Source organism: Kitasatospora sp. NPDC059599 (genome assembly GCF_042735125.1).
Taxonomy (GTDB): domain Bacteria; phylum Actinomycetota; class Actinomycetes; order Streptomycetales; family Streptomycetaceae; genus Kitasatospora.
Genome location: NZ_JBHWCL010000034.1, coordinates 15,294 through 39,078, shown reverse-complemented (window position 1 = coordinate 39,078; position 23,785 = coordinate 15,294). Strand labels below are relative to the sequence as shown.

The 23,785-nt window shown below is 75.0% G+C and carries 16 protein-coding genes; 1 reads left to right on the top strand and 15 read right to left on the bottom strand.

What is annotated here, in order from left to right:
* Window positions 1–209 precede the first annotated feature (209 nt).
* Window positions 210–1,487, top strand: a complete 1,278-nt coding sequence (locus ACFV04_RS14900) for an aspartate aminotransferase family protein (protein ID WP_380346530.1) — start codon at window positions 210–212, stop codon at window positions 1,485–1,487.
* Window positions 1,488–1,560: 73 nt separating this feature from the next.
* Here the strand turns inward: ACFV04_RS14900 and ACFV04_RS14895 are convergent, their stop codons facing one another.
* The 15 genes from ACFV04_RS14895 to ACFV04_RS14825 form a co-directional block, all read right to left on the bottom strand.
* Window positions 1,561–2,376, bottom strand: a complete 816-nt coding sequence (locus tag ACFV04_RS14895; RefSeq protein WP_380529287.1) for a thioesterase II family protein — start codon at window positions 2,374–2,376, stop codon at window positions 1,561–1,563.
* Window positions 2,377–2,469: 93 nt separating this feature from the next.
* Complete coding sequence (locus ACFV04_RS14890; RefSeq protein ID WP_380529285.1) at window positions 2,470–3,420, bottom strand: nucleoside-diphosphate kinase; 951 nt, start codon at window positions 3,418–3,420, stop codon at window positions 2,470–2,472.
* Window positions 3,421–3,470: 50 nt separating this feature from the next.
* A complete protein-coding gene (locus ACFV04_RS14885) occupies window positions 3,471–4,412 on the bottom strand; it encodes a hypothetical protein (protein ID WP_380346532.1) in 942 nt (313 codons plus the stop codon).
* A 41-nt stretch (window positions 4,413–4,453) separates the two neighbouring features.
* Window positions 4,454–7,066 carry an aminopeptidase N gene (gene pepN / locus ACFV04_RS14880; protein WP_380529283.1) on the bottom strand — a complete coding sequence of 871 codons (2,613 nt, stop codon included), beginning with the start codon at window positions 7,064–7,066 and terminating at the stop codon, window positions 4,454–4,456.
* A gap of 3 nt (window positions 7,067–7,069) precedes the next feature.
* Window positions 7,070–7,807: a tyrosine-protein phosphatase gene (locus ACFV04_RS14875; RefSeq protein ID WP_380346534.1), complete on the bottom strand. Its 738-nt coding sequence runs from the start codon at window positions 7,805–7,807 to the stop codon at window positions 7,070–7,072.
* On the bottom strand, window positions 7,804–8,307 hold the full coding sequence (locus ACFV04_RS14870) for a CYTH domain-containing protein (protein WP_380346535.1): 504 nt from the start codon (window positions 8,305–8,307) through the stop codon (window positions 7,804–7,806). Before ACFV04_RS14870 ends, ACFV04_RS14875 begins: the two co-directional genes overlap by 4 nt.
* Entirely contained in the window at window positions 8,304–9,854 is a 1,551-nt protein-coding gene (locus tag ACFV04_RS14865) for an amino acid adenylation domain-containing protein (protein ID WP_380529280.1), read from the bottom strand. The genes ACFV04_RS14870 and ACFV04_RS14865 overlap by 4 nt, the downstream gene beginning before the upstream one ends.
* A gap of 54 nt (window positions 9,855–9,908) precedes the next feature.
* Window positions 9,909–12,008 carry an HAD-IIIC family phosphatase gene (locus ACFV04_RS14860; protein WP_380529278.1) on the bottom strand — a complete coding sequence of 700 codons (2,100 nt, stop codon included), beginning with the start codon at window positions 12,006–12,008 and terminating at the stop codon, window positions 9,909–9,911.
* Window positions 12,009–12,010: 2 nt separating this feature from the next.
* Entirely contained in the window at window positions 12,011–12,994 is a 984-nt protein-coding gene (locus ACFV04_RS14855; RefSeq protein WP_380346538.1) for a 3-oxoacyl-[acyl-carrier-protein] synthase III C-terminal domain-containing protein, read from the bottom strand.
* The gene (locus ACFV04_RS14850) at window positions 12,991–14,100 is read right to left on the bottom strand and encodes an acyl-CoA dehydrogenase family protein (protein WP_360263176.1); all 1,110 of its coding nucleotides are present in this window, start codon (window positions 14,098–14,100) and stop codon (window positions 12,991–12,993) included. Before ACFV04_RS14850 ends, ACFV04_RS14855 begins: the two co-directional genes overlap by 4 nt.
* Window positions 14,093–14,446 carry an acyl carrier protein gene (locus tag ACFV04_RS14845; protein WP_380529276.1) on the bottom strand — a complete coding sequence of 118 codons (354 nt, stop codon included), beginning with the start codon at window positions 14,444–14,446 and terminating at the stop codon, window positions 14,093–14,095. The genes ACFV04_RS14850 and ACFV04_RS14845 overlap by 8 nt, the downstream gene beginning before the upstream one ends.
* Before the next feature lie 5 nt (window positions 14,447–14,451).
* On the bottom strand, window positions 14,452–15,306 hold the full coding sequence (locus ACFV04_RS14840; protein WP_380529274.1) for a 3-hydroxyacyl-CoA dehydrogenase family protein: 855 nt from the start codon (window positions 15,304–15,306) through the stop codon (window positions 14,452–14,454).
* Window positions 15,307–15,310: 4 nt separating this feature from the next.
* The gene (locus ACFV04_RS14835) at window positions 15,311–18,775 is read right to left on the bottom strand and encodes a thioester reductase domain-containing protein (protein ID WP_380529272.1); all 3,465 of its coding nucleotides are present in this window, start codon (window positions 18,773–18,775) and stop codon (window positions 15,311–15,313) included.
* The gene (locus ACFV04_RS14830) at window positions 18,772–19,086 is read right to left on the bottom strand and encodes an acyl carrier protein (RefSeq protein ID WP_380529270.1); all 315 of its coding nucleotides are present in this window, start codon (window positions 19,084–19,086) and stop codon (window positions 18,772–18,774) included. Before ACFV04_RS14830 ends, ACFV04_RS14835 begins: the two co-directional genes overlap by 4 nt.
* Entirely contained in the window at window positions 19,083–23,771 is a 4,689-nt protein-coding gene (locus tag ACFV04_RS14825; RefSeq protein WP_380529268.1) for an amino acid adenylation domain-containing protein, read from the bottom strand. The genes ACFV04_RS14830 and ACFV04_RS14825 overlap by 4 nt, the downstream gene beginning before the upstream one ends.
* Between the last annotated feature and the right edge of the window lie 14 nt (window positions 23,772–23,785).

Sequence of the window (23,785 nt, the reverse complement as noted above, 5' to 3'; positions counted from 1 at the left end):
CCGTACCCGGCGCGGGGGGGTGCGGCAGGCCGGCGCACCGAGGAGGCGCGGCGGCGGATCGCGGTGGCGCACTCGCGGCCCGTGTCGTCCCCGATTGACCGGGCTGCGGACCGGGGGTCGGGTAGCTTGCCTGGAAGCCGTCCACGCGTCGCGTCCCGGCTCCCCGACCGACGCCAAGTCGGTGCTGTCGCAAGGAGAGTGAGCCTCGCTTGTCGAACCTGCTCGACCGCCACCGCGCGGTCATGCCGAGGTGGATGTCGCTCTACTACGACGAGCCGATCGAGATCGTGAGCGGCGAGGGGCGCCGCGTCACCGACTCCGCCGGACGCAGCTACCTCGACTTCTTCGGCGGCATCCTCACCAACATGCTCGGGTACGACGTGCCCGAGGTGAGGGAGGCCGTCGAACGGCAGCTGCGCACCGGGATCGCGCACACCTCGACGCTGTACCTCCTCCGCACCCAGGTGGAGTTGGCCGAGCGGATCGCGGAGCTGTCGGGCATCGCGAACGCCAAGGTCTTCTTCACCAACTCCGGCACCGAGGCCAACGAGACGGCGCTGCTGCTCGCCACCAACGCCCGCCGGTCCGACCAGGTGCTCGCGCTGCGCAACAGCTACCACGGACGCTCGTACGCGGCCACGGCCGTCACCGGCAACCGGAGCTGGAAGAACTCCTCGCTCTCGCCCGTCAACGTGCACTACCTGCACGGCGCCGACCGCGCGCGCTTCCCGCACCTGTCGGACGAGGACTTCCTGGCCTTCTGCACGGACGATCTGCAGCAGGTCCTCGACACGGCCACCGCCACCGACGTCGCCTGCCTGATCGTGGAGCCCGTCCAGGGCGTCGGGGGCTTCACCGCACCGCCGGACGGGCTCCTCGCGCGGTACCGGGAGGTCCTGGACCGGTACGGGATCCTGCTGGTCTCGGACGAGGTGCAGACGGGCTGGGGCCGTACCGGAGAGCACTTCTGGGGCATCCGGGCGCACGGTGTGACGCCCCACGTCATGACCTTCGCGAAGGGCCTGGGGAACGGCTTCGCGATCGGTGGTGTCGTCGCGGACGGCGCGCTGATGGACGCGCTTCCGGCCAACGGCATCTCCACGTTCGGTGGCAACCCGATCGCGACGGCGGCCGCCAAGGCCACCCTGGACTACCTGCTCGCCCACGACCTCCAGGCCAACGCCGACCGGCTCGGCCGACTGCTGATCGACGGCCTGCGGTCCGCGGCGGAACGGCTCCCGGTCGCACGGGACGTCCGGGGCAAGGGCCTGATGTTCGCCGTCGACCTGGTCGACCCCGGCACCGGGGCGCCGAGCCCGGCGCTGGCCGCCCGGGTGCTGGAACACGCGAAGCAGCGGGGCCTGCTCATCGGCAAGGGCGGCCTCTACGGCCACGCCCTGCGGATGGCTCCCCCGCTCACCCTCACCGAGGACGAGGCGAGGGAAGGGCTCGGCATCCTCGTCGACTCGCTCGCCGCCGTCTGCTGACCTCGCCGCCGCCTGCCGACCCCACCGCAGGCTGCTGCCCCGCCGCCGTCTGCCGGCCCCACCGCCGGGCGGGTCACGGGGCCTTCGGCAGTGCGGCGGCCACGGTCCGGGTGACGGCGGCCAGGTTGGCCTCGTCGAAGACGGCGAAGTGGCCGCCGGGCAGGAGGTGCAGGGAGCCGGGGGCGGCGAAGTGGGCGCACCACGAGGTGAGGTCGTCCGGGGCGACCAGGCGGTCGTCGCGGCCGCAGAGGACCGTGATCGGGGCCTCGATGCGCAGGTCCGGGGAACGGTCGGAGGCTTCGGTGCCCAGGCGCAGGTCCGCCCGCAGGGTGCGCAGCAGGGCCGCACGCCACGGGGTGTCGCCGGCGAGTGCGGGGGGCATGTCGCCGCCGAGGTCGAGCAGCCGCAGGATGGTCGCGTCGTCGGTGTCCTCGGTGAGCCAGCCGTCCCGGCCGCCGGGGATGCTTCCGGAGGCGATGAGGCCGGTGCACCGGTCGCCGAGGGCGCGGGCGACGTGCAGGCCGACGGTGGCGCCGAGGCTGTGGCCGAACACGAGGGTCGGCAGGTCCGGGTGCGGGGAGTCCGGGAGGCTGTCCAGGACGTCGTCGAGGGTCGCGCCGGGTGGTTCACCGTACCGGCGTTCGCGGCCCGGCAGGGTCAGCCCGAGGATCTCGACGTGCGCGGGGAGGTCGCCGACGATCCGCCGGTAGCGGCTGGGGCCGGCGCCCGAGTGCGGGAGGACCAGCAGCCGGGCGGCGGGGGCCGCGGAGGGGCGCAGCGGTGTCCACCACTGCGCGGTGGCTGTGGCGGCGGCGCTGTCGGCGGCGGCAGCGGCGGTGGTGTCGGCGGGCGCGGGCCGGGGCTGCGGGGGGCGGAGGTCGGTTGCCATGGGGCCTTTCCGGGTGGTGCGGGGTGGGCCGGTCGGCCCGCTCCGGCCGGTCTTCGGCGGGTGCGTGGCGACCGGCCCGGTGCGGGTGCCGGGTCAGGCGAGCCAGGAGCCGGGGGCCGGGTTCCCGATGACCTTGATGCCGTCGGGCTCGTCCTCCTGGATGTGGCTGCTGCCGAGCATGGCCACGTCCCAGACGTCCAGGTCGAGTTCGAGGCCGGCCAGGGCGGCGGCGAACTCCCGCCACGGCAGCGGTTCGCCGCGGTCGGTGGCCGCCAGCTGCTCCAGCAGCCGGGTGGTGGCCGGGGCGAGGTCGGGGCGTTCGGCGGCGCGCCCGCGGATGGCGGCGCCGATGCGCTCGACGGCGGCGTCGCGGTCGAGGACGGTGGCGCCGTACTCGCCGGAGTCCAGGACGTGGTCGAGGGTCTCCCGGTCGTCGGTGCCGGGGGCGCCGTCCGCGAGCCGGGTGATCAGGCGCTTGCGGGGTTCGGGGTCGGCGAGGAGGTTGAGTTCGCGGACCAGGTCGGCCGGCTCGTCCGCACAGTGGATCATGCTGCACATCCGGTTGGGGCGGCCGATCACGCTGCGCAGGCTGTCGGCGGCCTGCTGGGTGATGTCGGCCTTGCCCTTGAGCGAGCTGAGGTGCACGGTCGCCGGGAGGGCGTGGTCGCCGTGCCGGCGCAGGAGCAGCAGGAGGGTGGGGCCGGCCTGGAGCACGAGGTCGTTGACGGCGAGGCGGTCGAGGGTGGCCAGGGTGTGCTGGTGGCGCCAGAGTTCGCGGCCGGTGTGCCGGTCGAAGCGGAACATCTCGGCGCCGATGATCGAGAATCCGTGGCTTTCGAGGAAGTCGCAGATGACCTTGAGCTTGCCGGTGGCCAGGCCGTCGGGCTTGACGAGCATGAGGGCCGAGCGGTGCAGGACCTCGGTGGTCGCGTCGCCGAGGGCCGTGCGGAGTTCGTCGTGGCCTTCCCGGAAACAGGTGTCCAGTTCGTAGTGGTAGGCCTTGACCGGCATGCGGGTGAGTGTGGACCAGTTGACGGTGCCCATGGTGCGGTTCGCTTTCTCGGTGGGGTCGTGCTCGCGGTGGTGCGGGTGGGTCAGGCGTCGAGGAGGGCGGTGAGGCGGGCGTGGTTGTCGTCGAGGTCCGGGCCGAGCCCGAACTCCAGGACGGCCATGCCGTGGAGCTGTCGTGTCAGGTCGTCCTCGACCCGGGCGAGGACGGCGGGGTCGTGCTTGCCGGCGGCGAAGTCGCTGCGGCACAGCTCCAGTGCGTCGGTGACGCTCACCGGCCGGGTCTGCCGGTGTTCGCGGGTCAGGACGAGCAGGGCCTGCGGGCGGACCGCGGGCTGCAGGCGGCCCTCGAAGGCGGCGGGCCATTCGAGCCGGTGCTTGTCCCGGGCGGGGACCGGGGCGGTGCGGGCGCCGGTCAGTTCGGGCCGGCTGCGGACGAGTTCCGGGTCGAGGTAGGCGACGCGGGGGTAGCCCCAGAAGCGGCCCTCGGGGTCGTCGACGTGACGCATCATCGCGTCCTCGCCGGCGAAGTGGGCGCCGCTCAGCAGCCCCCAGGCGGTGAACGTGGACTTGCCCACGCCGCTGTCCGCGGTCACCAGCGCGGAGCGGCCGCCCACGGACAGGGCTCCGGCGTGCAGCCCGTAGTGGTGGTCGGAGCGCAGGGTGAGGACGAGGAAGGCCTTCTCGACGAGCCAGCGGCCCCACACGATCGGGTCGTCCAGGTCGGCGCGGGACAGGGTGAGGTGGATGGTGCGCCGGGCGGGTTCGACGGTCGCGGTGGACCCGCCGGTGTCGATGACGACCCGGTCGTCGGTGTCCCAGTGCGGCGGGAAGTAGGGCGGTGCCGCGGTGGGTGCGGGGGCGGTCTCGGTCACCTCGACGGTGAGGGCGACGGTGGGCGCGCCGGGCCACGGGGCGGTGTCCGCGGCCAGCGGGGCGCCGAACAGCCGGGTGACGACGGCCCGGGCGTCCTCGGGGGCGGTGCAGGCCACCCGGTAGCCGTAGAACTCGTACGGGGCGTGGTGCATGCGTGGTGTCCAATCCGCGCCGGGTGCGGCGTCGGGAGGTGTCAGGGGGTGGTGTGCGGCCCGGGGGCGTGGGTGGCGTCGACGGCTTGGGCCCGCAGGGCGCGGCGGGCGTCGTCGTGCTGCTCGCGCACGAGGCGGCGCAGCGCGGGCGGGGCGTCGGGGTGGGTCTCCAGCCAGTGGCCGGCGGCCTCGGCCGTGGTCGGCTCGCCGAGCGGGGGGAAGAGTCCGAGGACGATCTGCTTGGCCATCTCGTGGCTGCGGCCGTCCCAGATACCGGCGATCGCCCGGAAGTAGCGCTCGGTGTAGGGGGCCAGCAGGGCGGGTTCGGTGGTTTCGGCGAATCCGGCGATGACGGCCTTCTGCAGCTGGTTGTCCAGGTCGCCGCGTTCGACGACGGCCGCCCACGCCTCGGCCTTGGCCTCGGTGCGGGGGCGGGCGGCCCGGGCGGTGGCCGCGTGGGCGGCGCCGGCCGGGGTGGGGTCGGTCCGCTCCTGCGCGGCGATCCCGGTGTCGTCGAGGCGGCCGGCCGCGGCGAGGCGGACGGCGGCGGACCAGCGCAGTTCGGTGTCCGGGGTGAGACCGGGTCCGGGGGCGGTGCCGTCCAGGACGCCGGCGACCAGGTCGAGGTGGTCCTCGGTGCGGGCGGACGCGATGAAGGCGCGCAGCCAGGCCAGTTGGTGGTCGCTGCCCGGTTCGGCGGTGCGCAGCCGGTCCAGGGCGGACTGGCTCCAGCGGGCGGTGAGCGCGGCGCGGGCGCCGGGGTCGGTGTAGTGGTGCAGGGCGTAGGCGGCCTGGCGGTGCAGGGATTCGACCACGCCGATGTCGGTTTCGGCGCCGGAGGCGGCGAGGACCAGGTCGAGGTAGGCGTGGGCGGGCAGTTCGCCGTCGCGGGTCATGTCCCAGGCGGCGGCCCAGCACAGTGCGCGGGGCAGGGGGTCGGCGAGGTCGCCGAGGCGTGCGGTGAGGGTGCGCGTGGAGAGGTCGTCGAAGCGGACCTTGGCGTAGGTCAGGTCGTCGTCGTTGAGCAGGACCAGGTCGGGCCGGGGGTGGCCGACGAGTTCGGGGATGTCGGTGAGTTCCTGCGCGGGGATGTCGGTCTCGACGCGGTGGACGCGGCGCAGGGTGCCGTCCGCGTCCGGGTGGTAGAGGCCGATGGCGATGCGGTGCGGGCGCAGGACGGCTTCCCCGGCGGCGCCGGGCGGGAGGGCCGGGGCCTGTTGGCAGACCCGGAAGGCGGTGATGCGGCCGTGGGCGTCGGTGTCGATCTCGGGGCGCAGCACGTTGGCGCCGGCGGTCTCCAGCCACAGTTTCGCCCAGCTGCCGAGGTCCCGGCCGGAGCTGCGTTCCAGGGCTCCGAGGAGGTCGGGCAGCCGGGTGTTGCCGTGGGCGTGCTCGGCGATGTAGCTGCGCACGCCGGCGAAGAAGGCGTCGGTGCCGACGTGGGCGGCGAGCTGTTTGAGGACGGAGGCGCCCTTGGCGTAGGTGATGCCGTCGAAGTTGACGAGCACGTCCTCCAGGTCGCGGATGGGGGCGACCACGGGGTGGGTGGAGGGCAGTTGGTCCTGGCGGTAGGCCTTGGCCTTCTGGTGGTTGGCGAAGGTGGTCCAGGAGTCGGTCCAGCGCGAGTCGGGGGCCAGGGCCTGGCAGGCGAACGAGCAGTAGGTGGCGAACGACTCGTTGAGCCACAGGTCGTCCCACCAGGCCATGGTGACGAGGTCACCGAACCACATGTGGCTGAGTTCGTGCAGGACGGTCGCGGCGCGCTTGCGGTGGGCGGCCCCGGTGGCGCGGGAGCGGAAGACGTACTTCTCGCTGAAGGTGACGGCCGCGGCGTTCTCCATGGCTCCGGCGTTGAAGCCGGGGACGAAGATCTGGTCGTACTTCTCGAACGGGTACGGGTGTCCGAAGCGTTCCGGGAACCAGTCCAGGCCCTGCCGGGTGACGGCGAACATGTCGTCGGCGTCGAGGTGTTCGGCGAGGCTGCGGCGGCAGTACAGGCCGAGCGGCAGGGTGCGGTCGGCCGTGCGGTGCTCGCTGTGCACGGCGTGGAAGGGACCGGCGGCGAGGGAGACCACGTAGGTGGACAGCCGCGGGGTGCGCCCGAAGGTCCAGGTCCGGCAGTCCGGGACGGGGCCGGGGTCGTCCGTGGCGGGCGGGGTGTTGGAGATGACCGTCCAGTGCTGCGGGGCGGTGACGGTGAAGGCGAACCCGGCCTTCAGGTCGGGCTGGTCGAAGCAGGCGAACACCCGCTGGGCGTCGGCGACTTCGAACTGGCTGTACAGGTAGGTGTGGCCGTCGAGCGGGTCGGTGAAGCGGTGCAGGCCTTCGCCGGTGGTGGTGTAGGCGCAGCGCGCGGTGACCTTGACGTGGTTGCGCCCGGGGGCGGGGTCGGGCAGTTCGATCCGGGAGTCGTGGAAGACCCGGTCGGGGTCGAGGGGCCGCCCGTTGAGGAGCACTTCGTCCAGCCGGGGTGCCCGCAGGTCGAGGAAGAGCGGGGTGTGCGGGTCGGCGCAGTCGAAGTGGATCTCGGTGACGGAGGTGAAGGTGTCGTCCCGGGCGGCGGCCGACAGGTCGAGGGTGATGTCGTAGGTGTCGACCGTCAGGGCGCGGGAGCGCCGTGCGGCCTCGTCGGCGGTGAGGTTGGTGCCGGGCATGCGTCAGTGGTCCTCGTCCGTGAGCAGCCGGGCGCGCAGGGCGTCGACGGTGTCGTCGGCGAGGCCGACGCGGTCCTTGAGGTAGCCCTGGACCGAGCCGTACCGGGTTTCCAGGTCGGTGAGGGTGAGGTCCATGATCACGGCGGGGGCGCGGCCGTAGCCGGGCCACTTGAGTTCGCGGTCCGGGTTGGCGCTCTTCCAGTCCTCGATCAGGCGCGCGGTGGCGGCCTCGGTGAGGGCGAAGTCGGCGAGGACGGTCTCGCGGGGCACGTCGAGGACGGTGAGCAGGAGGGCGCCGATGAGGCCGGTGCGGTCCTTGCCGGAGGTGCAGTGGAAGACGACCGGGCCGGGGGCGTGGGCGATCTGTTCCAGGACCTGGCGGATCTCCTCGACCCCGTCGTCGGCGACCTCGGCGAAGCGGTCGGCGAGGTAGCGCCAGGGGTCGAGCGCCGGGTCGATCTCGGCCTGGTCGTACGGGCGGTGCTCGATGCTGAGGTTGACGTAGTGGAAGCGCTCGGGTTCGGGCACCTGGCCCTTGGTCTCGATCTCCCAGGGGTAGCGCAGGTCGATGACGGTGCGGATGCCGAGGTCCAGGAAGGTCCGCCAGTCGTCGCCGCGCAGTTTGCCGAGGTTGTCGGAGCGGTAGAGGGTGCGCCAGGGCACGGTGCGGCCGTCGGCGGAGCGGTAGCCGCCCAGGTCGCGGAAGTTGTGCAGGCGTTCGAACGTGACGTGCCGGTTCATCGGTTCTCTCCCTCGGTGTGCTGCCCCGTGCGGGCCCGTGCCGCCAGTTCCCGGTTGCTCCAGGCGGGGCTGCCGGTGATCTCCTCGCCGAACCAGTGCGGCGGCACGAAGGCCCGGGCGGCCTCGACGTCGGCGAACTCCACTTCGACCACCCGCAGTCCGGTCAGGGCGCCGTCGTACTCGTCGACCGTCGCGAGGTGGCCGTCGAGCGGGACGCTCCAGCGGACCTTGCTCAGGCACTCCCCGCCGGCCAGGTCCCACAGCTGGTCGAAGACCTCGTCGGCGACGGGGAACTCGACCTCCTGGCGGACCATGGCGCCGGAGGCCGGGTCGAAGGTCTTGGCCGTCATCAGCCGGGTGCCCTCCCCCGCGCGGACCCGGAACTCCACCGGGGCGCCGGAGGGGGTCAGGTAGGCCTGCCGCAGGCGCTCGGCGGTGGCCTGCGGGGGCACCCGCCAGTCCTCGGCGACCTTGAACTTGCGTTCGATCTCGGTGCTCACCGCGACATCACCCGCAGCCCCGTGTCGGTGGACAGCCGGGCCCGGTCCAGCTTCCCGGACGGGGCGAGCGGCATCTCGGAGACGACGGTGATCCGGTTGGGCACCATGTGCGCGGGCAGCCGCTCGACGCAGGCCTGCCGCAGCAGGGCGGCGGTGCCGTCGGTGGCCTCCGCCCCGGGGCCGAGCGTGGTGTACGCGGCGAGGACGCTCTCCCCGCCGGCCGCCTCCTCCGTCACGGCCACGGCGTCCGCGACCCAGGGCACCGCGCGCAGGGCCGCCTCGATCTCGCCGAGCTCGATGCGGAACCCCCGCAGGTTGATCTGCCGGTCGTTGCGGCCCAGGTACTCGTAGGTGCCGTCGGACAGCTTCCGGGCCAGGTCGCCGGTGCGGTACCAGCGGCGGTGCGCGGTGTCGCCGGCCAGCCGCAGCTCGGGGAACCGCTCCGCGGTGAGGTCGGGCCGGTTGACGTAGCCGTGCGCCAGGCCCGGGCCGGCGATGTACGCCTCGCCGGGCTCGCCGTCGGGCACCGGGGCGCCGTGCTCGTCGAGGAGCACCATCGTGTGGTGGGCCAGCGGACGGCCGATCCAGGTGCCGCCGCGGTCGGAGGCGACCCGCTCGGGGGTGAGCGCGCCGAAGGTCGTGTGCACGGTGGTCTCGGTGATCCCGTACATGTTGACCAGGGTCTCCGCGCCGGGGCGCAGGGTCATCCAGGAGCGGACCGAGATCCGGTCGAGGGCCTCGCCGCCGAAGACCACGTAACGCAGGGCCAGGTCGACGGGGCGCCGCTGGTAGGCCTTGGGCAGGTACTTGAAGAAGCTCGGCACCGTGCTGAGCACCGTCACCCGCTGCTCGGCGAGGAAGTCGAGCAGGGCGGCGGGGCGCTTGGCCGTGTCGGCGGGGACGAGGGCGATGCGGCCGCCGAACAGCAGCGCGCCCCAGATCTCCCACACCGAGAAGTCGAAGCTGTAGCTGAAGTACAGGCTCCAGACGTCCTCGGGGCCGAAGACGAAGGGGCCGTCCGCGCAGGAGCGGAAGAGTTCGAGGACGGCCTGCTCGTCGACGGCCACGCCCTTGGGGGTGCCGGTCGATCCCGAGGTGTGGATGACGTAGACCGGTACGTCGGCCGGCCGGGCCCGGGGGGCCGGCTGCGGCGCCGGCGCGTCCTCGCGCCACACCCGGACGACGCCGTCCGGCAGCGCCGGGCCGTCCTGCGCCGCGATGGCGACCCGGGCCCCGGTGTTGCGCGCCATGAACGCGAGCCGGTCGGCGGGGTAGGCCGGGTCCAGCGGCACGTAGCCGCAGCCGTGGCCGAGGACGGCGAGGATCGCGGCGACCACCTCCCAGCCCCGCTCCAGGCTGATCCCGACCAGTTCCCCGGGGCCGACCCCCGCTCGGGCCAGGCCCGAGCGGAACTCCCGGGCGGCCTGCTCCAGTTCGCCGTAGCTGACGTGGACGGAGCCGTCGGTGATCGCGACGGCGTCGGGCCGCTCGGCGGCCCGGGCGGCGTACACCTCGTAGAGGGACACCGCGTGCTTCAGGTCGTGCACTGGCTTCCTATCGGACTCGCGGGAACGGCGGGACGGGGCTCGGCTCGGCGCCGGTCACCCGGTGGCGGGCAGCGCGGCGAGGGCGGCGTGCAGCCGGTCGTAGCTCTCGTCGAGGTCGGCGGACACCTCGAACTCCCACAGCGGCAGGCCGGCCAGCAGGCCGCGCAGGTCCTCCTCGACGGCGGCGCACTGCTGCGCGTCCTTCGCGGTGGCGTAGTCCTCGCGGCAGCGCTCCAGGGCCTGCTCGACGTCGAGTCCGCGCAGCCCGCCGCTCTCACCGCGGACCAGGAAGACCAGGGCGTCGGGGCGGGCGCGGGTGGTCAGCCGCTCCTCCAGGGCCGGCGGCACGGTGACCCGGCTCTTGGCGCCGCCCTCGATGGAGGTGGCCGACGCCTCCCGGAGGACCTCGCTGCGGGCGATCATGTCCGGGGAGAGGTACAGGGCGCGCGGGTAGCCCCACAGGACGCCCTCGGGCTCGTCCATGTTCCGGGCCAGGATGTCCTCGCCGACCAGGCGGGCGCCCCGGTGCAGGGCCCAGTAGGTGAAGGTCGACTTGCCCACGCCGGCCGCGGCCGTCAGCACGGCGGTGCGCCCGGCGACCTCGACGGCGCCGGCGTGCAGCGGGTAGCTGCGCGGGTGGCGGCAGACCAGGTAGAGGAACAGCCGCTCCAGGATCCAGCGGCCCCACACCTGCGAGTCGTCGAGATCGGCACGGGCGAGGGTGACGGTGCCGGACAGCGCCGCGGGGTCGAGGACGCAGCGGGAGGAGGCGGTGTCGATGACGATCGGGTCCCCGGTCATCACCTCCAGGTTGTGCGGCGGGTTGACCGCGGCGACCGCCGGGCCGTCCTGCACGTCGAAGGCCAGCCGCACGGTGCGCTCGTGGCCGGCCGCGGGCGCGTCGGGCACGGCCGACTCCGGGCCGAAGAAGTCCCGGACCACGCCGCGGGCGGCGCTGTCGTACGAGCACTCCACCCGGTGGCCGTAGACCTCGTGGACGGAGGTCAGGCGGCCGGTGCCGAGGGTGGGGGCGGTGACCCGCATGCTCGTGGAGACCTCCTGGGCGGCGGGCACCAGGTGCAGCCGCTGGATGTCGGGGCCCTCCCCGGCGGCGGGGCCGCAGTCCTCGCACGGGTCCTGGCCGAATCCGGCGAAGCGGTAGGCGACCTCCATGATCCGGTTGCGGTCGGTGCGCCGGAAGTCGGCCGTCAGGTGCACCCCGGCGGCGTGCGCCTGGTTCATCAGCCAGCGCAGCACGGTGGCACCGGTACCGAAGGACACCACCCGGCAGGAGGTGGCGAGCAGCTTCAGGTGCCAACGGCCGGGCAGGCGCTGGAGCAGCAGCACGCCCACCGCCCCGTGGCTGCCGAAGCGGTCGGTCAGGCCGGCCACCAGCACGTCGTGGTCGGGATCGGCGAGCAGGGCGGTGAGGTCCTCGTGCGAGTAGTGCACGCCCGTCGCGTTCATCTGGCTGGTGCGCAGGGTGAGTTCCTCGACGCGCGCCAGCTGGTCGGGCCCGGCGTGCTCGACGACCAGGCGCAGGTCCAGGGAGCGCAGGAACTCGTCGCCGGACCCGCTGTGCTCGGCCTCGGCGCGTTCGCGCCGCACGCCGGCCTGGTACATCGAGCGCCGGTTGGCCGCGTCCTCGGTGACGTGGGCCGGCGTGAACTCGGGCAGGCCGGTGAGTCCGGTCGCCCGCTCGGCCTCGTAGGTGCGCACCGCGGGCAGCTCGTGCTCGACCTCGGCCCGCTCTGTGGGCTGGTCGTCGATGAACGCGATGGCGGACTCGGCGAACTTGAGCTCGGCGGCGATCGCGCGGACGCTGTCGGACTTGCGGCCCCAGCCGATCTGCGGGACCAGGAAGTACTCGGCCAAGCCCAGCTTCTCCAGCCGCGCCCAGGCGTGGTCGTGGTAGTTGCGGCTGGCGACCGACTGGAGGATGCCCCGGGAGTCCAGCTCCAGGACGGTGCGCCGGATCTCCTCGGGCACCTCGACCTCCTCGTCCTCCAGGAGGGTGCCGCGCCACAGCGTGTTGTCCAGGTCCCAGACCAGGCACTTGACCGGGGCCTGGCTCTGGGCCGGGGTGGCGGCGGCCGGGGTGGCGGCGGGGGTCGGGGCGGCGGCGGGAACCGGCCCCGCGGCGGTGTCAGACATCGTCAGATCTCCCAGAGGGTGGCGGCCCAGGCGGCGACCGGGCTGTTGTTCAGGACGAGCACGTGGTCGCCGCGCCGCAGCCCGCCCTCGTCGAGGAGCCGCTGGAGGTTGAGCACGACGTCCATGGCGCCCAGGTGGCCGTACGCGGCCAGGTGGCGCCGGCACACCTGGTGGATCGGCAGGCCGAGCAGGCTCTCGTAGAAGTCGAAGGCCCCGGCGGTGACGTTCTGCATCAGGGTGGCGGCGATGTCGCCCTTGGCGACGCCGGCGTCCGCGAGGACCTCGTCGACCAGCCGGGACAGCCGCTGGCGGCTGTGCAGGGCGAGTTCGAACCGGTAGCGGTCCGCGGACCGGCACTCCTCCCGCCACTCGTACCAGGGGGCGGACTTGTAGTCGACGCGGAAGAGGTCGTGGAAGCTCCCGTCGCTCTCCATCCGGTGCGCCTTGAGCACCGGACGCCCGCCGCGCACCACCGTCATGGCGTACGCCCCGTCCCCGATCACGGTGACGGGGTAGCGCACCCGGTCCGCGCCGGTGGGACGGCTGGCGTGCGCGATGACGGCGCTGTCGCGGCGCGGGTCGGCGGCGATCAGGTCCCGGGCCAGGGCCCAGGCCGCGCTGGACCCGGTGCAGCCCAGGCCGTCCACGGTGAAGGAGAACGCGCCGGTCAGGCCGGACTCCAGCTGCACCTGGCCGACGTCCGAGCCGAGCAGGACGTCCGGGGAGCGGGGGCTGACGAGCAGCAGGAGGTCCGGCGCGGCCCCCGGTGCGAGGCCGAGGCCGCGCACCGCCTCGGCTGCGAGCCCGGCCGTGGCCCGGTCCTCGTGGACGCCCACCGTCTCGATGCCCGAACCGAGGGCGAACGCCTTCTCCTCGTGGCCGAGCAGCCCCAGTTCGGGCAGGTCGGCCACCGCGGTCCGGTCCTCGGGCAGCAGGCAGTGGATGGCTCCGATGCCGATGTCGCCCCGCTGGTCGTGCTCCGTCATGCCCACACCGCCATTGCCTCGTCCGCCAGCAGCAGACGACTGATCTCGTTGCTTCCCTCGATGACTTCCATGAGCTTCGCGTCGCGGTAGGCCCGGGCCACCACGTGCGAGTTGTCGGCGCCCGCGGAGGCGAGCACCTGGACCGCCGAGGCCGCGCCCCGCGCGGCGGCCCCCGCGGCCACCTGCTTGGCCAGGACCGCCGAGGCGGCGTGCCGCGGCTGCCGGGCGTCCCAGTCGCCGCTGGCCCGCTCGCAGGCCAGGGTCGCGGTCCGCTCCGCGGTGTGCAGGTCGGCGATGTGACCGCGCACCAGCTGGTGCCCGGCGATCGGACCGCCGAAGGCGTGCCGCTGCGCGCTGTGCCGCACGACGGCCCGCAGACAGGCCCGCAGCATGCCGACGCAGCCCCAGGCCACGGAGATCCGGCCGTGGGTGAGCGGGGACGTCACCAGGAAGGTGGCCGGCATCCCGGCGCCGCCCAGCAGGAGGCCCGCGGGCAGCCGGACCCCGTCCAGGCGCACCGTGGAGTGCCCGGCCGCCCGGCAGCCCAGCGGGTCGGGGACCCGCTCGATGCTCACGCCGGGCGCGTCCGCGGGCACCACGACGAGCGCGGCACCGTCCCCGTACCGGCCGAGGACGACGATCAGGGAGGCGTAGGCCGCGCCCGTCACCCAGGCCTTCTCGCCGTTCAGGACGACCGTGTCGCCGTCCCGGGTGATCTCGGTGGTCACGGCGGCCAGGTCGCTGCCGGCGCCCGGTTCGCTGAACGCGACGGCGGCGCTCTCCCCCGAGGTCAGCCGCGGCAGGAGTTCCTGCTGCTGGGCGGGCGTCCCGAAGCGGGTGACGGTCCAGGCGGCGATGCCCTGGGAGGTCATGACGCTGCGCAGCGAGCTGCAGGCCTCGCCGGTCGCGGCGATCAGCTCGCCCAGGTCGAGGCTGCTCAGTCCGAGGCCGCCGAACGCCTCGGGCACGTCGGCGCACAGGATGCCCTTGGTGCCCAGGTCGCGGATCACCTCCCGGGGGATCTCCCCGGTGCGGTCCCACTCCTCGGCGCGGCCCTCGGTCAGCTCCGCCACCAGGGCGGCCGCCTGACGGGCGGACTCACGCATCGGTGCCGCCCATCGTGTCCGCGCGCAGCCGCCCCACCAGGGCGGTCATCGCGCGGACGGTGCGGAAGTTGTCGAGCGTCAGGTCCGCTCCGCCGACGGCCACGCCGTACGCGGTCTCCACGTGGACGACCAGTTCCAGCGAGAACAGGGAGGTGACGGCGCCGGAGGCGAAGAGGTCGGTCTCGGGGTCCACGGGCACCTTGACCCGGCTCTCCAGGAAGGCGAGCAGCCCGGTCTCGATCTCGGTGGTGTTCTGCTGGGGGGAGGAGGTGGCGGACACGGCGATCGGGTCCCTCTCGGTCGGTGGTGTGGTGGGAGTGGGGGCCTGCACGGGGTCGGTGCGCATGCGCGTCAGGACCCGTAGTCGAAGAAGCCGCGGCCGGTCTTGCGCCCGTGGTCGCCGGCGGCGACCTTGTCGAGCAGGAGCCGGCAGGGTTCGTAGCCGGCGTCACCGGTGCGCTCGTGCAGGACCCGCAGGCTGTCCGCCACGTTGTCCAGGCCGATCAGGTCGGCCGTGGCCAGCGGGCCGGTGGTGTGGCCGAGGCAGCCGCGGAACAGCGCGTCCACCTCCTCGGGGCCGGCGATGCCCTCCTGCACGATCCGCGCGGACTCGTTGAGCATCCGCTGGAGGACCCGGTTGATGACGAAGCCGGGGCCGTCGCCGACCACGATCGACTCCCGGTCGAGGTCGGCGAGCAGCGCGAGGGTGCGGCCGAGGGCGTCGTCGGTGCTGCGGGGGCCGCGGATCACCTCGACGGTGCGGATCAGGTACGGCGGGTTCATGAAGTGGGCGCCGACGGCGTCCTCCGGGCGGGCGCAGTGCCCGGCGAGCTCGTCGACGGGGATGCCGGAGGTGTTGGTGATCACCGGGGTGCCGGGCTTCACCAGCGCCGAGGCCCTGGCGAGGACGTCCGCCTTGACCGCGGGCAGTTCGACGACGGCCTCCACGACGGCCGTGGCGGGTGCGATCGCGTCGAGGTCGGTGACGGTCCGCAGCTCGGGGTGGCGGATGTCCCGCGGCAGCTTGCCGAGGAGCTGGCCCTGCCGGATCTGCCGGCGCACGTTCTGGGCGGCGCGGGCCAGGATCTCCTCGTCGGTGTCGACCAGCACGACGGGAACGCCGTGGCCGAGGGCGAGGGCGGTGATGCCCGTGCCCATCACGCCCGCGCCCAGTACGGCGAGCAGGTGGTTGTGCTGTTCCGTCACGTCTTCACTCGTTTCGGTCGGATGCTGCGGCGAGCGTGGCGCCGAGCAGTTCGCGGTAGTGCGGGTCCTGGCCGGCGAGGTGCGCGAGCGAGGAGCGCAGCAGTGCCGCGGTGGGCGCGGGCTGGTGTCCGCCCTCCCGCAGCCAGGGCTTCCAGGCTTCGGCTTCGACGCCGGCGTCGGCGCCCTCGTGGTCGGCCAGGTCGTAGAGCGCCATGCTGGTCAGGATGGGGTTGTCGCCGCCGCGGGCCCGGTCGGCGACGGCGGTGAGCCAGTCGGAGCGGCTCGCCCGCCCGGTGGGCAGGCCGGCCTCGCCGAGGAGGGCGAACAGCCGGCGGGCGCCGTAGCCCTCGGGTGCGACCAGGTGGTAGGCGCGGCCGGCCGCGCCGGGGGCGAACAGCAGGTCCACGACGGCCCTGGAGACCAGGTCGACGGGGGCCATCGGCATCGGGCGGTCGTCGAGCGGGTGCACGCCGGTGGCCAGCCCGGAGGCGAGCATCCGCCAGATCATGTCCTTGGGGTTGCAGGCGCCGGTGCGGGTGGAGCCGAGAATCAGGCCGGGCCGGAAGATCCGGACCCGCATGCCCTCGGGCTCGGCGCGTTCGAGCAGCCGCTCGCAGACCCACTTGCCGACGCCGTAGCCGCCCTGGGCGGGGTCGAGGGGCTGTTCGCGGGTCTCCGTGGTCCGGCCGTCGCCGCCGAGCGCCGCGCCGGTGGCGGCGAGCGAGGAGACGAACCCGAAGTCCCGGATCCCGTGCCGGCGCGCCCAGCGCAGCAGGCCGAGGGTGGCCAGCACGTTCTCGGAGCGCAGTTCGCTGTACGGCTCGGTGAACACGACCCTGGCCGCGCAGTGCAGGATCCGGCCGACCTCGCGGGCGAGTTCGCCGTCCCGGTGGTCCTCGCAGACCTGCTCGACGGTGTTCAGGTCGCCGAGGACGACCCGGACCCGGTCGGGGTCCGGGGCGGGCAGGGCGTAGGCCGCCGCGGCCCGGCGCAGCCGCTCCAGGCCCTCGGCCTCGTCGTCGGCGCGGACCAGGCAGTACACCCGGTGTTCGGTGGTGTCGAGGAGCTGGTGCAGCAGGAAGGCGCCGAGGAAGCCGGTGGCGCCGGTGAGGAGGACGCCCGTGCCGGGGGCCTGTCCGGGGGCGGTCTCGCCGAGCGGCAGGGCGAGGTCGGCGTCGACGAGGGCGCCCTCGCCGTCGGCGATCCGGTCGTGCTCGTCGGGGCCGGTGTCCGCGGTGTTCCTGGCGTCGACGATGGCCGCGAGGCGCCGGACGGTGGCCTTGCTGCCGCCGGCCCGGTGCAGGTTGACCAGGACGCCGAGGCGGGCGTGGATCTCCAGGCCCATCCGGACGGACAGCAGCGAGGTGCCGCCCAGGGTGCCGAACTCGTCGTCGGGGTCGATGGTGTCGGAGCCGAACAGTTCGGTCCAGATGTCCAGGAGGGTGTCCGTGGTGGCCGAGCCGGTGCGGGTGCGCAGTGCGGGCGCCGCGGCGGTGGCCGCGGGGGCGCCGGCCCGGGGCAGGGCGGTGTGGTCCAGCGCCCAGTAGCGGCGGCGCTCGTACGGGTAGGTGGGCAGGTCCAGGCGGCGGCCGCGGCCGCCGCGGGCGAGGTACTCCCAGTCGACGGCGGCGCCGTTCAGCCAGGCCGTGGTGAGCGCCTCGTCGAGGGCGTCCGGGGTGGGCACGCCGTGGGCGTCGAGGAGCAGCTCGGGGTGCCGGCCCGCGGTGCCCGGTGCGCCGACCAGGGCGAGGACGTGGGCGTCGGCGGGGGCTTCGGCCGGGCCGGCCGCCACCTCGGCCTGGCCGGCGAAGGCCCGGACGAGGTGGTCGAGGATCCGGGCGGGCACGGCGGGCTGCGCCGGGGGCAGGAGGAGCACCCGGCGGGAGGTGGCCCGTACGGTGCGGGCGTGCGGCGGTCGGGGCAGTCGCAGGGCGGCGGCCAGCCGGTCCGCGGCGGCGGTCACGACCCGGCGTTCGGCGAAGGCGGAGCGGCCGACCCGCAGGGTGTGGGCGACGTCGCCGGCGGGCGCGCCGGCGTCGAGGCGGTCGGCGACGGCGCGGGAGAGCGCGTCGAGTTCGGTGCGGGTCCGGGCGGACAGCACGAGGCGCACCCGGTCGCCGGGGTCGGCCGACGGCCGGGTCGGCGCGGGCGGCGGGGCGAGGACGACGGTGGCGTTGGTGCCGCCGAGGCCCATCGAGTTCACCAGGACGTGCCAGTCGTCGCCGTCCTGGACCGGGGCCTGCTCGGTGGGGATCCGGAAGGGGCTCTCGGCCAGCACGCCCGGGTCCCGCGGGTGTTCGAAGGACGGGTGCGGGGGCACGACGCCGGTGCGCGCCACGTGGACGGCCTTGATGAACCCGGCGATTCCGGCGGCCCAGCCGGCGTGGCCGATGTTGGCCTTGACCGAGCCGAGCGCGCAGCCGCCGGGGGCGGGCTGGGGGCTGCCGGCGTCGCGGGCCGCGGCGCGCATCCCGTCGGTCAGGCCGCGCAGTTCGAGGCTGTCGCCGAGCTGGGTGCCCGAGCCGTGGGCCTCCACGTAGCGCACGGTGTGCGCCGGCGCCCCGGCGACGGCGAGCGCCCCGGCGACCACGCCGGCCAGGCCCGCCGCGCTGGGCGCGGTGAAGCCGGACCGTACGGCGCCGTCGTTGCCGATCGCGCTGCCGCGGATGACGGCGAGCACCGGGTCGCCGTCGGCGAGGGCGTCGGCGAGGCGGCGCAGGACCACGGCGCCCACGCCGGCGCCGGCGCCGGTGCCGGTGGAGCGGGCGTCGAAGGGGCGGCAGTGGCCGTCCTCGGACATCACGCCGCCGGGTGCGTGGGTGTAGCCCACCAGGGGGTCGCTGACGGCGGCGCCGCCGACCAGGGCGAGGTCGCACTCGCCGGAGAGCAGGCTCAGGACGGCCATGTGGACGCCGGTGAGCGAGGAGGAGCAGGCGGTCTGGACGCCGACGGAGGGCCCGCGCAGGCCGAGCTTGTAGGCGACCCGCGAGGCGATGAAGTCGGCGGTGCCGCCGAGCGTGAGGTCCAGGTCGTCGACGGCGGCGGCGAGGCCGTGTTCGCGGACCTTCGCGGCCTGCAGCCCGAAGGTGTACGGGCTCGGCCCGCCGCTGGCGAACACGCCGGTCACGGGGCCGCTGCCGGAGGGCGCGTGCCCGGCGGACTCCAGCGCCTCCCAGCACACTTCGAGGAACAGGCGGTGGGCCGGGTCGATCAGTTCGGCCTCGGCCGGGGAGTAGCCGAAGAACTCGGCGGCGAACAGCTCCACGTCGGGGACGGTGGCCGCGACCGGCACGAAGGCCGGGTCCTTCAGCTCCGCGTCCGACATGCCGGTGGCGCGCAGCCGTTCCTCGCTCTGCTCGCGGGTCGAGACGACGCCGCGGAGCAGGTTGTCCCAGAAGGCGGCGGCGTCCGGGCTGTCGGGGAAGCGGCAGCCGGTGCCGATGACCGCGATGTCGGTGCCGGCGTTCACGCGGCGCCTCCGGGGGTGGCGCCGCTGCGGCCGAGGAGCCGGGAGCGGTCGCGGCCGCCGAGGGCGGTGTCCGCCGGGGCGGCGGTGGCCGGACGGTCGGTCAGCAGGGCCGCCTGGGCGCGGACGGTCGGGTGCTCGAAGAGGTCCTCGATGGCGACCTCGCGTCCGGTGATCTCCTCCAGGTGTTCCTGGAGGACCATGACGAGCAGCGAATGGCCGCCCGCGTCAAAGAAGTTGACGTCCACGTCCTGGACCTCGGCGCCGAGCACCGTGCTCCAGATCCGGCGTACGTCCTCGATCGGGTCCGTCATGGTCGTGCTTCTCCAGTCTCCTGGCCCGGGTCGGGCCGGTCGGTGTGTGCGCGCTGGTCCGGCTGCGGCGGCAGGGCCGGGCCGTCCGGCTCCGCGGCCAGCCGGTCGGCGGCCCGGACCAGGGCGTCCAGTAGCGTCTGCGCGGTGGCGGCGTCGAACAGCGCGGTGGCGTAGGCCAGTTCGAGTTCGATGCGGTCGCCGGTGTCCCGCAGGGTGAGTTCGAGTTCGTACTTGATCCGCAGCCCGGGCGGCGGGAGCTGCCGGGACTGCGCGGCGGGCCCGAGGTCGGGGACGGCGGGCGGGTCCATGACCGCGGTGACGAGCACCGGGGTGAGCGGCGGACGGCCGAGGGAGCGGCCCGGGTCGAGTGCGGCGACCAGGGTCTCGAAGGGCACGTCCGCGTACCGGTAGCCGGCCACGCTCTCGTCCCGGACCCGCTCCAGCAGGACCCGCCAGGTCGGCTCGTCCCGCAGGTCGACCCGCAGCACGAGGGTCTTGACCAGCATGGCCACGGCCTCGGTCTCGGCGACGGTCGCCCGGCCCGCCCAGGGGAAGGCGAAGAGGAAGTCGCGCTGGCGGCCGGTCCCGGCCAGGACCGCGCCGAGCAGCGCGGGGGCCGCCATCGACACGGTGGCCCGCTCGGCGGCCAGGGTCGCGCGCAGGGCGGCGCTGGTCCCGGCGGTGAGCCGGGCCCGGCGGACGTCGGCCGAGGTGTCCTGGGACCGGGGGCGTTCCCGGTCGCGCGGCAGGTCGATGTCGGTGGGTGCGCCGCGCAGGCGGGCCAGCAGGGCTTCGGCCGGGTCGGCGCCGGACGGGGCCCGGTCGGCTGCCGCCGGGTCGGCCGGGTCGGTGGCGGCCAGGTCGGCGGGGCCGGGGGCGGCCAGGTCGGCGGGGTGCACCGCGGCCGGCAGTTCCGGCTCCCGTCCGTCCGCCAACGCCCGGTACACGTCGCCGAGTTGACGGAGCAGGAGCTGCTGCGCCCAGCCGTCGGCGACGATGTGGTGGATGACGAGCACCAGCAGGGTGCGCGGGCCCGCGGTGAGGACCCGGGCGCGGACCGGCGCCTGCTCGGCGAGGTCGAAGGGCGTCCAGCAGTACTCCGTGAGCAGCGCGGTGAGCGCCGCCTCGTCCAGGCCGGAGACGTCGGAGACCTCGACCTCGGGCAGCGGGGCGTCCGTGGTGCACAGCACCTGCCGGCTCGCCAGGTCGAGGCGGAACCGCGAGCGCAGGGCGGGGTGGTGGCCGACGACGGCGGCCACGGCGGCGGCGAGCAGCCGCGGGTCGGCGCCGGTCGACTCCACCACCGTGGGGGCCAGGTAGGCGGCGCGCTGGCCGGCGACCCGGTCCAGGAACGCCATGCGCTGCTGGACCGGGGTCGCCGGGTGCCGGCCGTCCTCGGCCCGCGCGGCGCCCGGGCGGGTGTCGCCGCCGGCCCGGCCGGTGCCCGGGTGCGCGCCCCGGGCGGCGTCCCGCAGGGCCGCGAAGCCGGCGACGGTCGGGCTGGTGAGGAAGTCGCCCAGGGCGAGGGCGAGGCCGTCCTCGCGCTCGACGGCGGCGAGCATCCGCACGGCCAGCAGGGAGTGCCCGCCGAGCGCGAAGAAGTCGTCGTCCGGTCCGAGCTGCTGCTCGGTGCCGGCCGGGGCGCCGCGGTCCTCGGTCGCCAGGGCCGCCAGGAAGCGGTCGCTCGCCCAGCGGTGGGCCGGGTCGGCACCGACCGCGCGGTGTCCGGCGCGCGGCAGCGGCTCGGCACGCAGGGAGCGCAGCGCCCGGAAGTCGATCTTGTCGTTGACGGTCATGGGCAGGGCGTCCACCGGGTGGACCGTCCCGGGCAGCACCGCGGCCGGGAGCCAGCGCAGCAGCGGGCGGACCACGTCCTCGTGGGTGAGCGCGCCGCCGGAGGCGTCGAGGACCACGTACGCGACCAGGCGCGCCGGGTCGCCCTCGGCGGTGACCGCGGCGGACAGCACGGCCTCGTGCTGCTCCGCGATCAGGGTGGCGACCTCGGCGGGCTCGATGCGGTTGCCGAGGATCTTGACCTGCTCGTCGGCCCTGCCCAGGTACTCGACCAGGCCGTCCTCGCGGATCACGACCCGGTCGCCGGTGCGGTACATCCGGGCGTCGGGCTCGTCCGCGGGGGCGAAGGGGTCGGGCAGGAACGCGGTGGCGGTCAGGTCGGGGCGGCCGAGGTAGCCGCGCGAGACGCCCGCGCCCGCGAGGTACAGCTCGCCCGGGATGCCGGCGGGCAGTTCCTCGCCGTCCGCCCCGAGCACGTAGGCGCGGGTGTTCCAGACGGGCAGGCCGATGGCGGGGGCCCGGGGGTCCTCCGGGGTGACCGGCGCGCACAGGCTGGTGCAGGAGACCTCGGTGGGGCCGTACACGTTGCGCAGGGGCACGCCCCAGCGGGCGTGGCACTCCGCGGCCAGGGCGCGGGTCAGCTTCTCGCCGCCGAGGTACAGCATCCGCAGGGTGCCGGCCCCGGGCCGCGCCCCGTCGGCGGCGGCGTCCTCGGCGTCCTCGGCGTCGAGGACGGCGCGCAGCAGGCCGGGGGTCATCGCGGCCACGGTGCTGGTGCGCAGCAGCGCGAGCATCGCCCGGCCGTCCTTGCGTTCCACGTCGTCGGCGTAGACGAGTTCGGCGCCCGAGACCAGGGCCCGGAAGGTCTCGAAGGTCGCCGGGTCGAAGGAGGTGCCCACCACGCACAGCAGCCGGTCGGCCGGGCCGAGGCCGGAGTCGTCCGCCCACCACAGCACGGTGTTGGCGAGGCCGCGGTGCGGGACGGGCACGCTCTTGGGCCGGCCGGTGGTGCCGGAGGTGTAGATGACGACGGCGGTGTCCTCGCCGGCCGGTTCGGGGGCACGGCGCTCACCGGTCGGGCCGTGCCGCAGGGCGTCGAGGTCGAGGATCCGGACGTCCGCGCCGGTGGCGCGCAGGAGCCGGGCCCCGGCGTCGTCCGCCAGGACGGTGTCCACGCCCAGGTCGCCGAGGATGTACTCCAGGCGTTCCACCGGCGTGTCCAGGCCGAGCGGCACGTAGGGGCGGCCGGTGCGCAGCACGCCGGTCCAGCCGGCGGCCAGGGCGGGGCCGCGGGCGGCCAGGACGGGAACGGCGGCCTCGGCGCCGGTCGGCGTGCCGGTGCCGGCGAGGGCGTGCGCGACGGCCCAGGACCAGTGGTCGAGTGCGCCGCGGCTGATCCGGTCGGTGCCGGCGCTGACGGCGACGGCCCCGGGGTCCTCGGCGAGGCGGGCGGCCAGCGGGCCCAGCAGGGAGCGGTCGGCGGGCGGCTCGGCGCGGGCGTGGTCCCGGGCCGGGCCGGCCAGGACGCCGGGCACGGGGGCCTGGGGGGTGCGGGCCGACAGCGGCAGCCGGGCCAGGGGCGTGCCGGGGGCGTCGACGGCGGCGGTGAGCAGCGCGAGGTAGGCGTCGCGGAAGCGGGCGGCGGTCTGCGGGGTGCAGAGGTCGAGGTCGTACTCGATGGTGCCGGTCACCCCGCCGGGGTGGTCCTCCAGGAGGAACAGCAGGTCGTAGCGGGCGGTGCCGGTGGGCAGCAGCTCGGGCTGCTGCCAGCGGGCCCGGCCGGCGGTGCGCGGCATCGGCGCGTTCTGGACGCCGAAGGCGACGTCGGTCAGCGAGCTCCGTCCGGTGCCGCGCTTGGCGGCGGTGAGGGCGGTGAGCCGGTCGAACGGCAGGTCCTGGTGGGTCAGGGCGCGGAAGGACTCGGTGCGCGCGTCGCCGCACAGTTCTTCGAAGGTCTGCGTGGCGGCGGGCCGGCAGCGCAGCGGCACGGTGTTGACGAAGCAGCCGACCGCGCCTTCGAGGCAGCGCTTGGGCCGGTTCGCCATGACGGTTCCGACGACGAAGTCGGTCGAGCCCGACCAGCGGCGCAGCACTTCCTGGAAGGCGGCGAAGAGGACGACGAAGGGGGTGGCGCGCAGCCGGGTGGCGAGTGCGCCGGTGCGTTCCCACAGGTCCGCGGGGACGGGGAAGGCAAGGTGGCCGCCGGGGCGGGCTTGCGTGCCGCGGGCGCCGCGGCCGGGGAACAGCGGCGGGTCGTCGGCGTCGGTCAGTTCCTCGGCGCGGGCGGCGGAGCGGCCCTCGACGTCGCGCAGGCCCCAGGAGGCGCGCTCCCAGTGGGCGAAGTCGGCGTACTGGACGTCGGGTTCGGGCGCGGTGTCGGCGGCGGTGTCGTTGTCGGGCGACTCGGCGCCGAGCGCCGACCGGTAGCCGTCGTGGAGGTCGTCGAGGAAGGTGCCCAGCGACCAGCCGTCGAAGGCGATGTGGTGCAGGGTGACGAGCAGGGTGTCGCCCTCGGGGGCGCCCTGCCACAGGTCGCAGCGCAGCGGGCGGCCGGAGGCCAGGTCGAAGGGGGCGCGGGCGCGTTCGGTGAGTTCGGCCGGGCCGGGCCGGGCGGTGCCGTGGTGGAGCGCGAGGTCGGTGGGGCCGGGCGGGAGGACCTCCTGCCGGGGGCGGCCGTCGTGCAGCCGGTAGGCGGTGCGCAGGGCCTCGTGCCGGGTGACGGTGCGCAGGAGGGCGCGGCGCAGGGCGGGCACGTCGACCGCCTCGTTCCAGCGCAGCAGCAGCGGCACGTTGTAGGCGGCCGTACCGGGGTGGGCCTGTTCGATGAACCACAGGCTTTCCTGGGCTGCGGACAGGGGTGCGTCGGTGGCGCCCCGTCGGATCAGTTTCACGCTGCTCTGCTCCC

Excerpts from the sequence above, each read along its gene's own strand:
- ACFV04_RS14845 (WP_380529276.1), bottom strand. The coding sequence starts at position 14,446 with ATGCGCACCGACCCCGTGCAGGCCCCCACTCCCACCACACCACCGACC.
- pepN (WP_380529283.1), bottom strand. The coding sequence starts at position 7,066 with ATGCCCGGCACCAACCTCACCGCCGACGAGGCCGCACGGCGCTCCCGC.
- ACFV04_RS14875 (WP_380346534.1), bottom strand. The coding sequence starts at position 7,807 with ATGAACCGGCACGTCACGTTCGAACGCCTGCACAACTTCCGCGACCTG.
- ACFV04_RS14850 (WP_360263176.1), bottom strand. The coding sequence starts at position 14,100 with ATGCGTGAGTCCGCCCGTCAGGCGGCCGCCCTGGTGGCGGAGCTGACC.
- ACFV04_RS14890 (WP_380529285.1), bottom strand. The coding sequence starts at position 3,420 with ATGGGCACCGTCAACTGGTCCACACTCACCCGCATGCCGGTCAAGGCC.
- ACFV04_RS14885 (WP_380346532.1), bottom strand. The coding sequence starts at position 4,412 with ATGCACCACGCCCCGTACGAGTTCTACGGCTACCGGGTGGCCTGCACC.
- ACFV04_RS14830 (WP_380529270.1), bottom strand. The coding sequence starts at position 19,086 with ATGACGGACCCGATCGAGGACGTACGCCGGATCTGGAGCACGGTGCTC.
- ACFV04_RS14895 (WP_380529287.1), bottom strand. The coding sequence starts at position 2,376 with ATGGCAACCGACCTCCGCCCCCCGCAGCCCCGGCCCGCGCCCGCCGAC.
- ACFV04_RS14855 (WP_380346538.1), bottom strand. The coding sequence starts at position 12,994 with ATGACGGAGCACGACCAGCGGGGCGACATCGGCATCGGAGCCATCCAC.
- ACFV04_RS14860 (WP_380529278.1), bottom strand. The coding sequence starts at position 12,008 with ATGTCTGACACCGCCGCGGGGCCGGTTCCCGCCGCCGCCCCGACCCCC.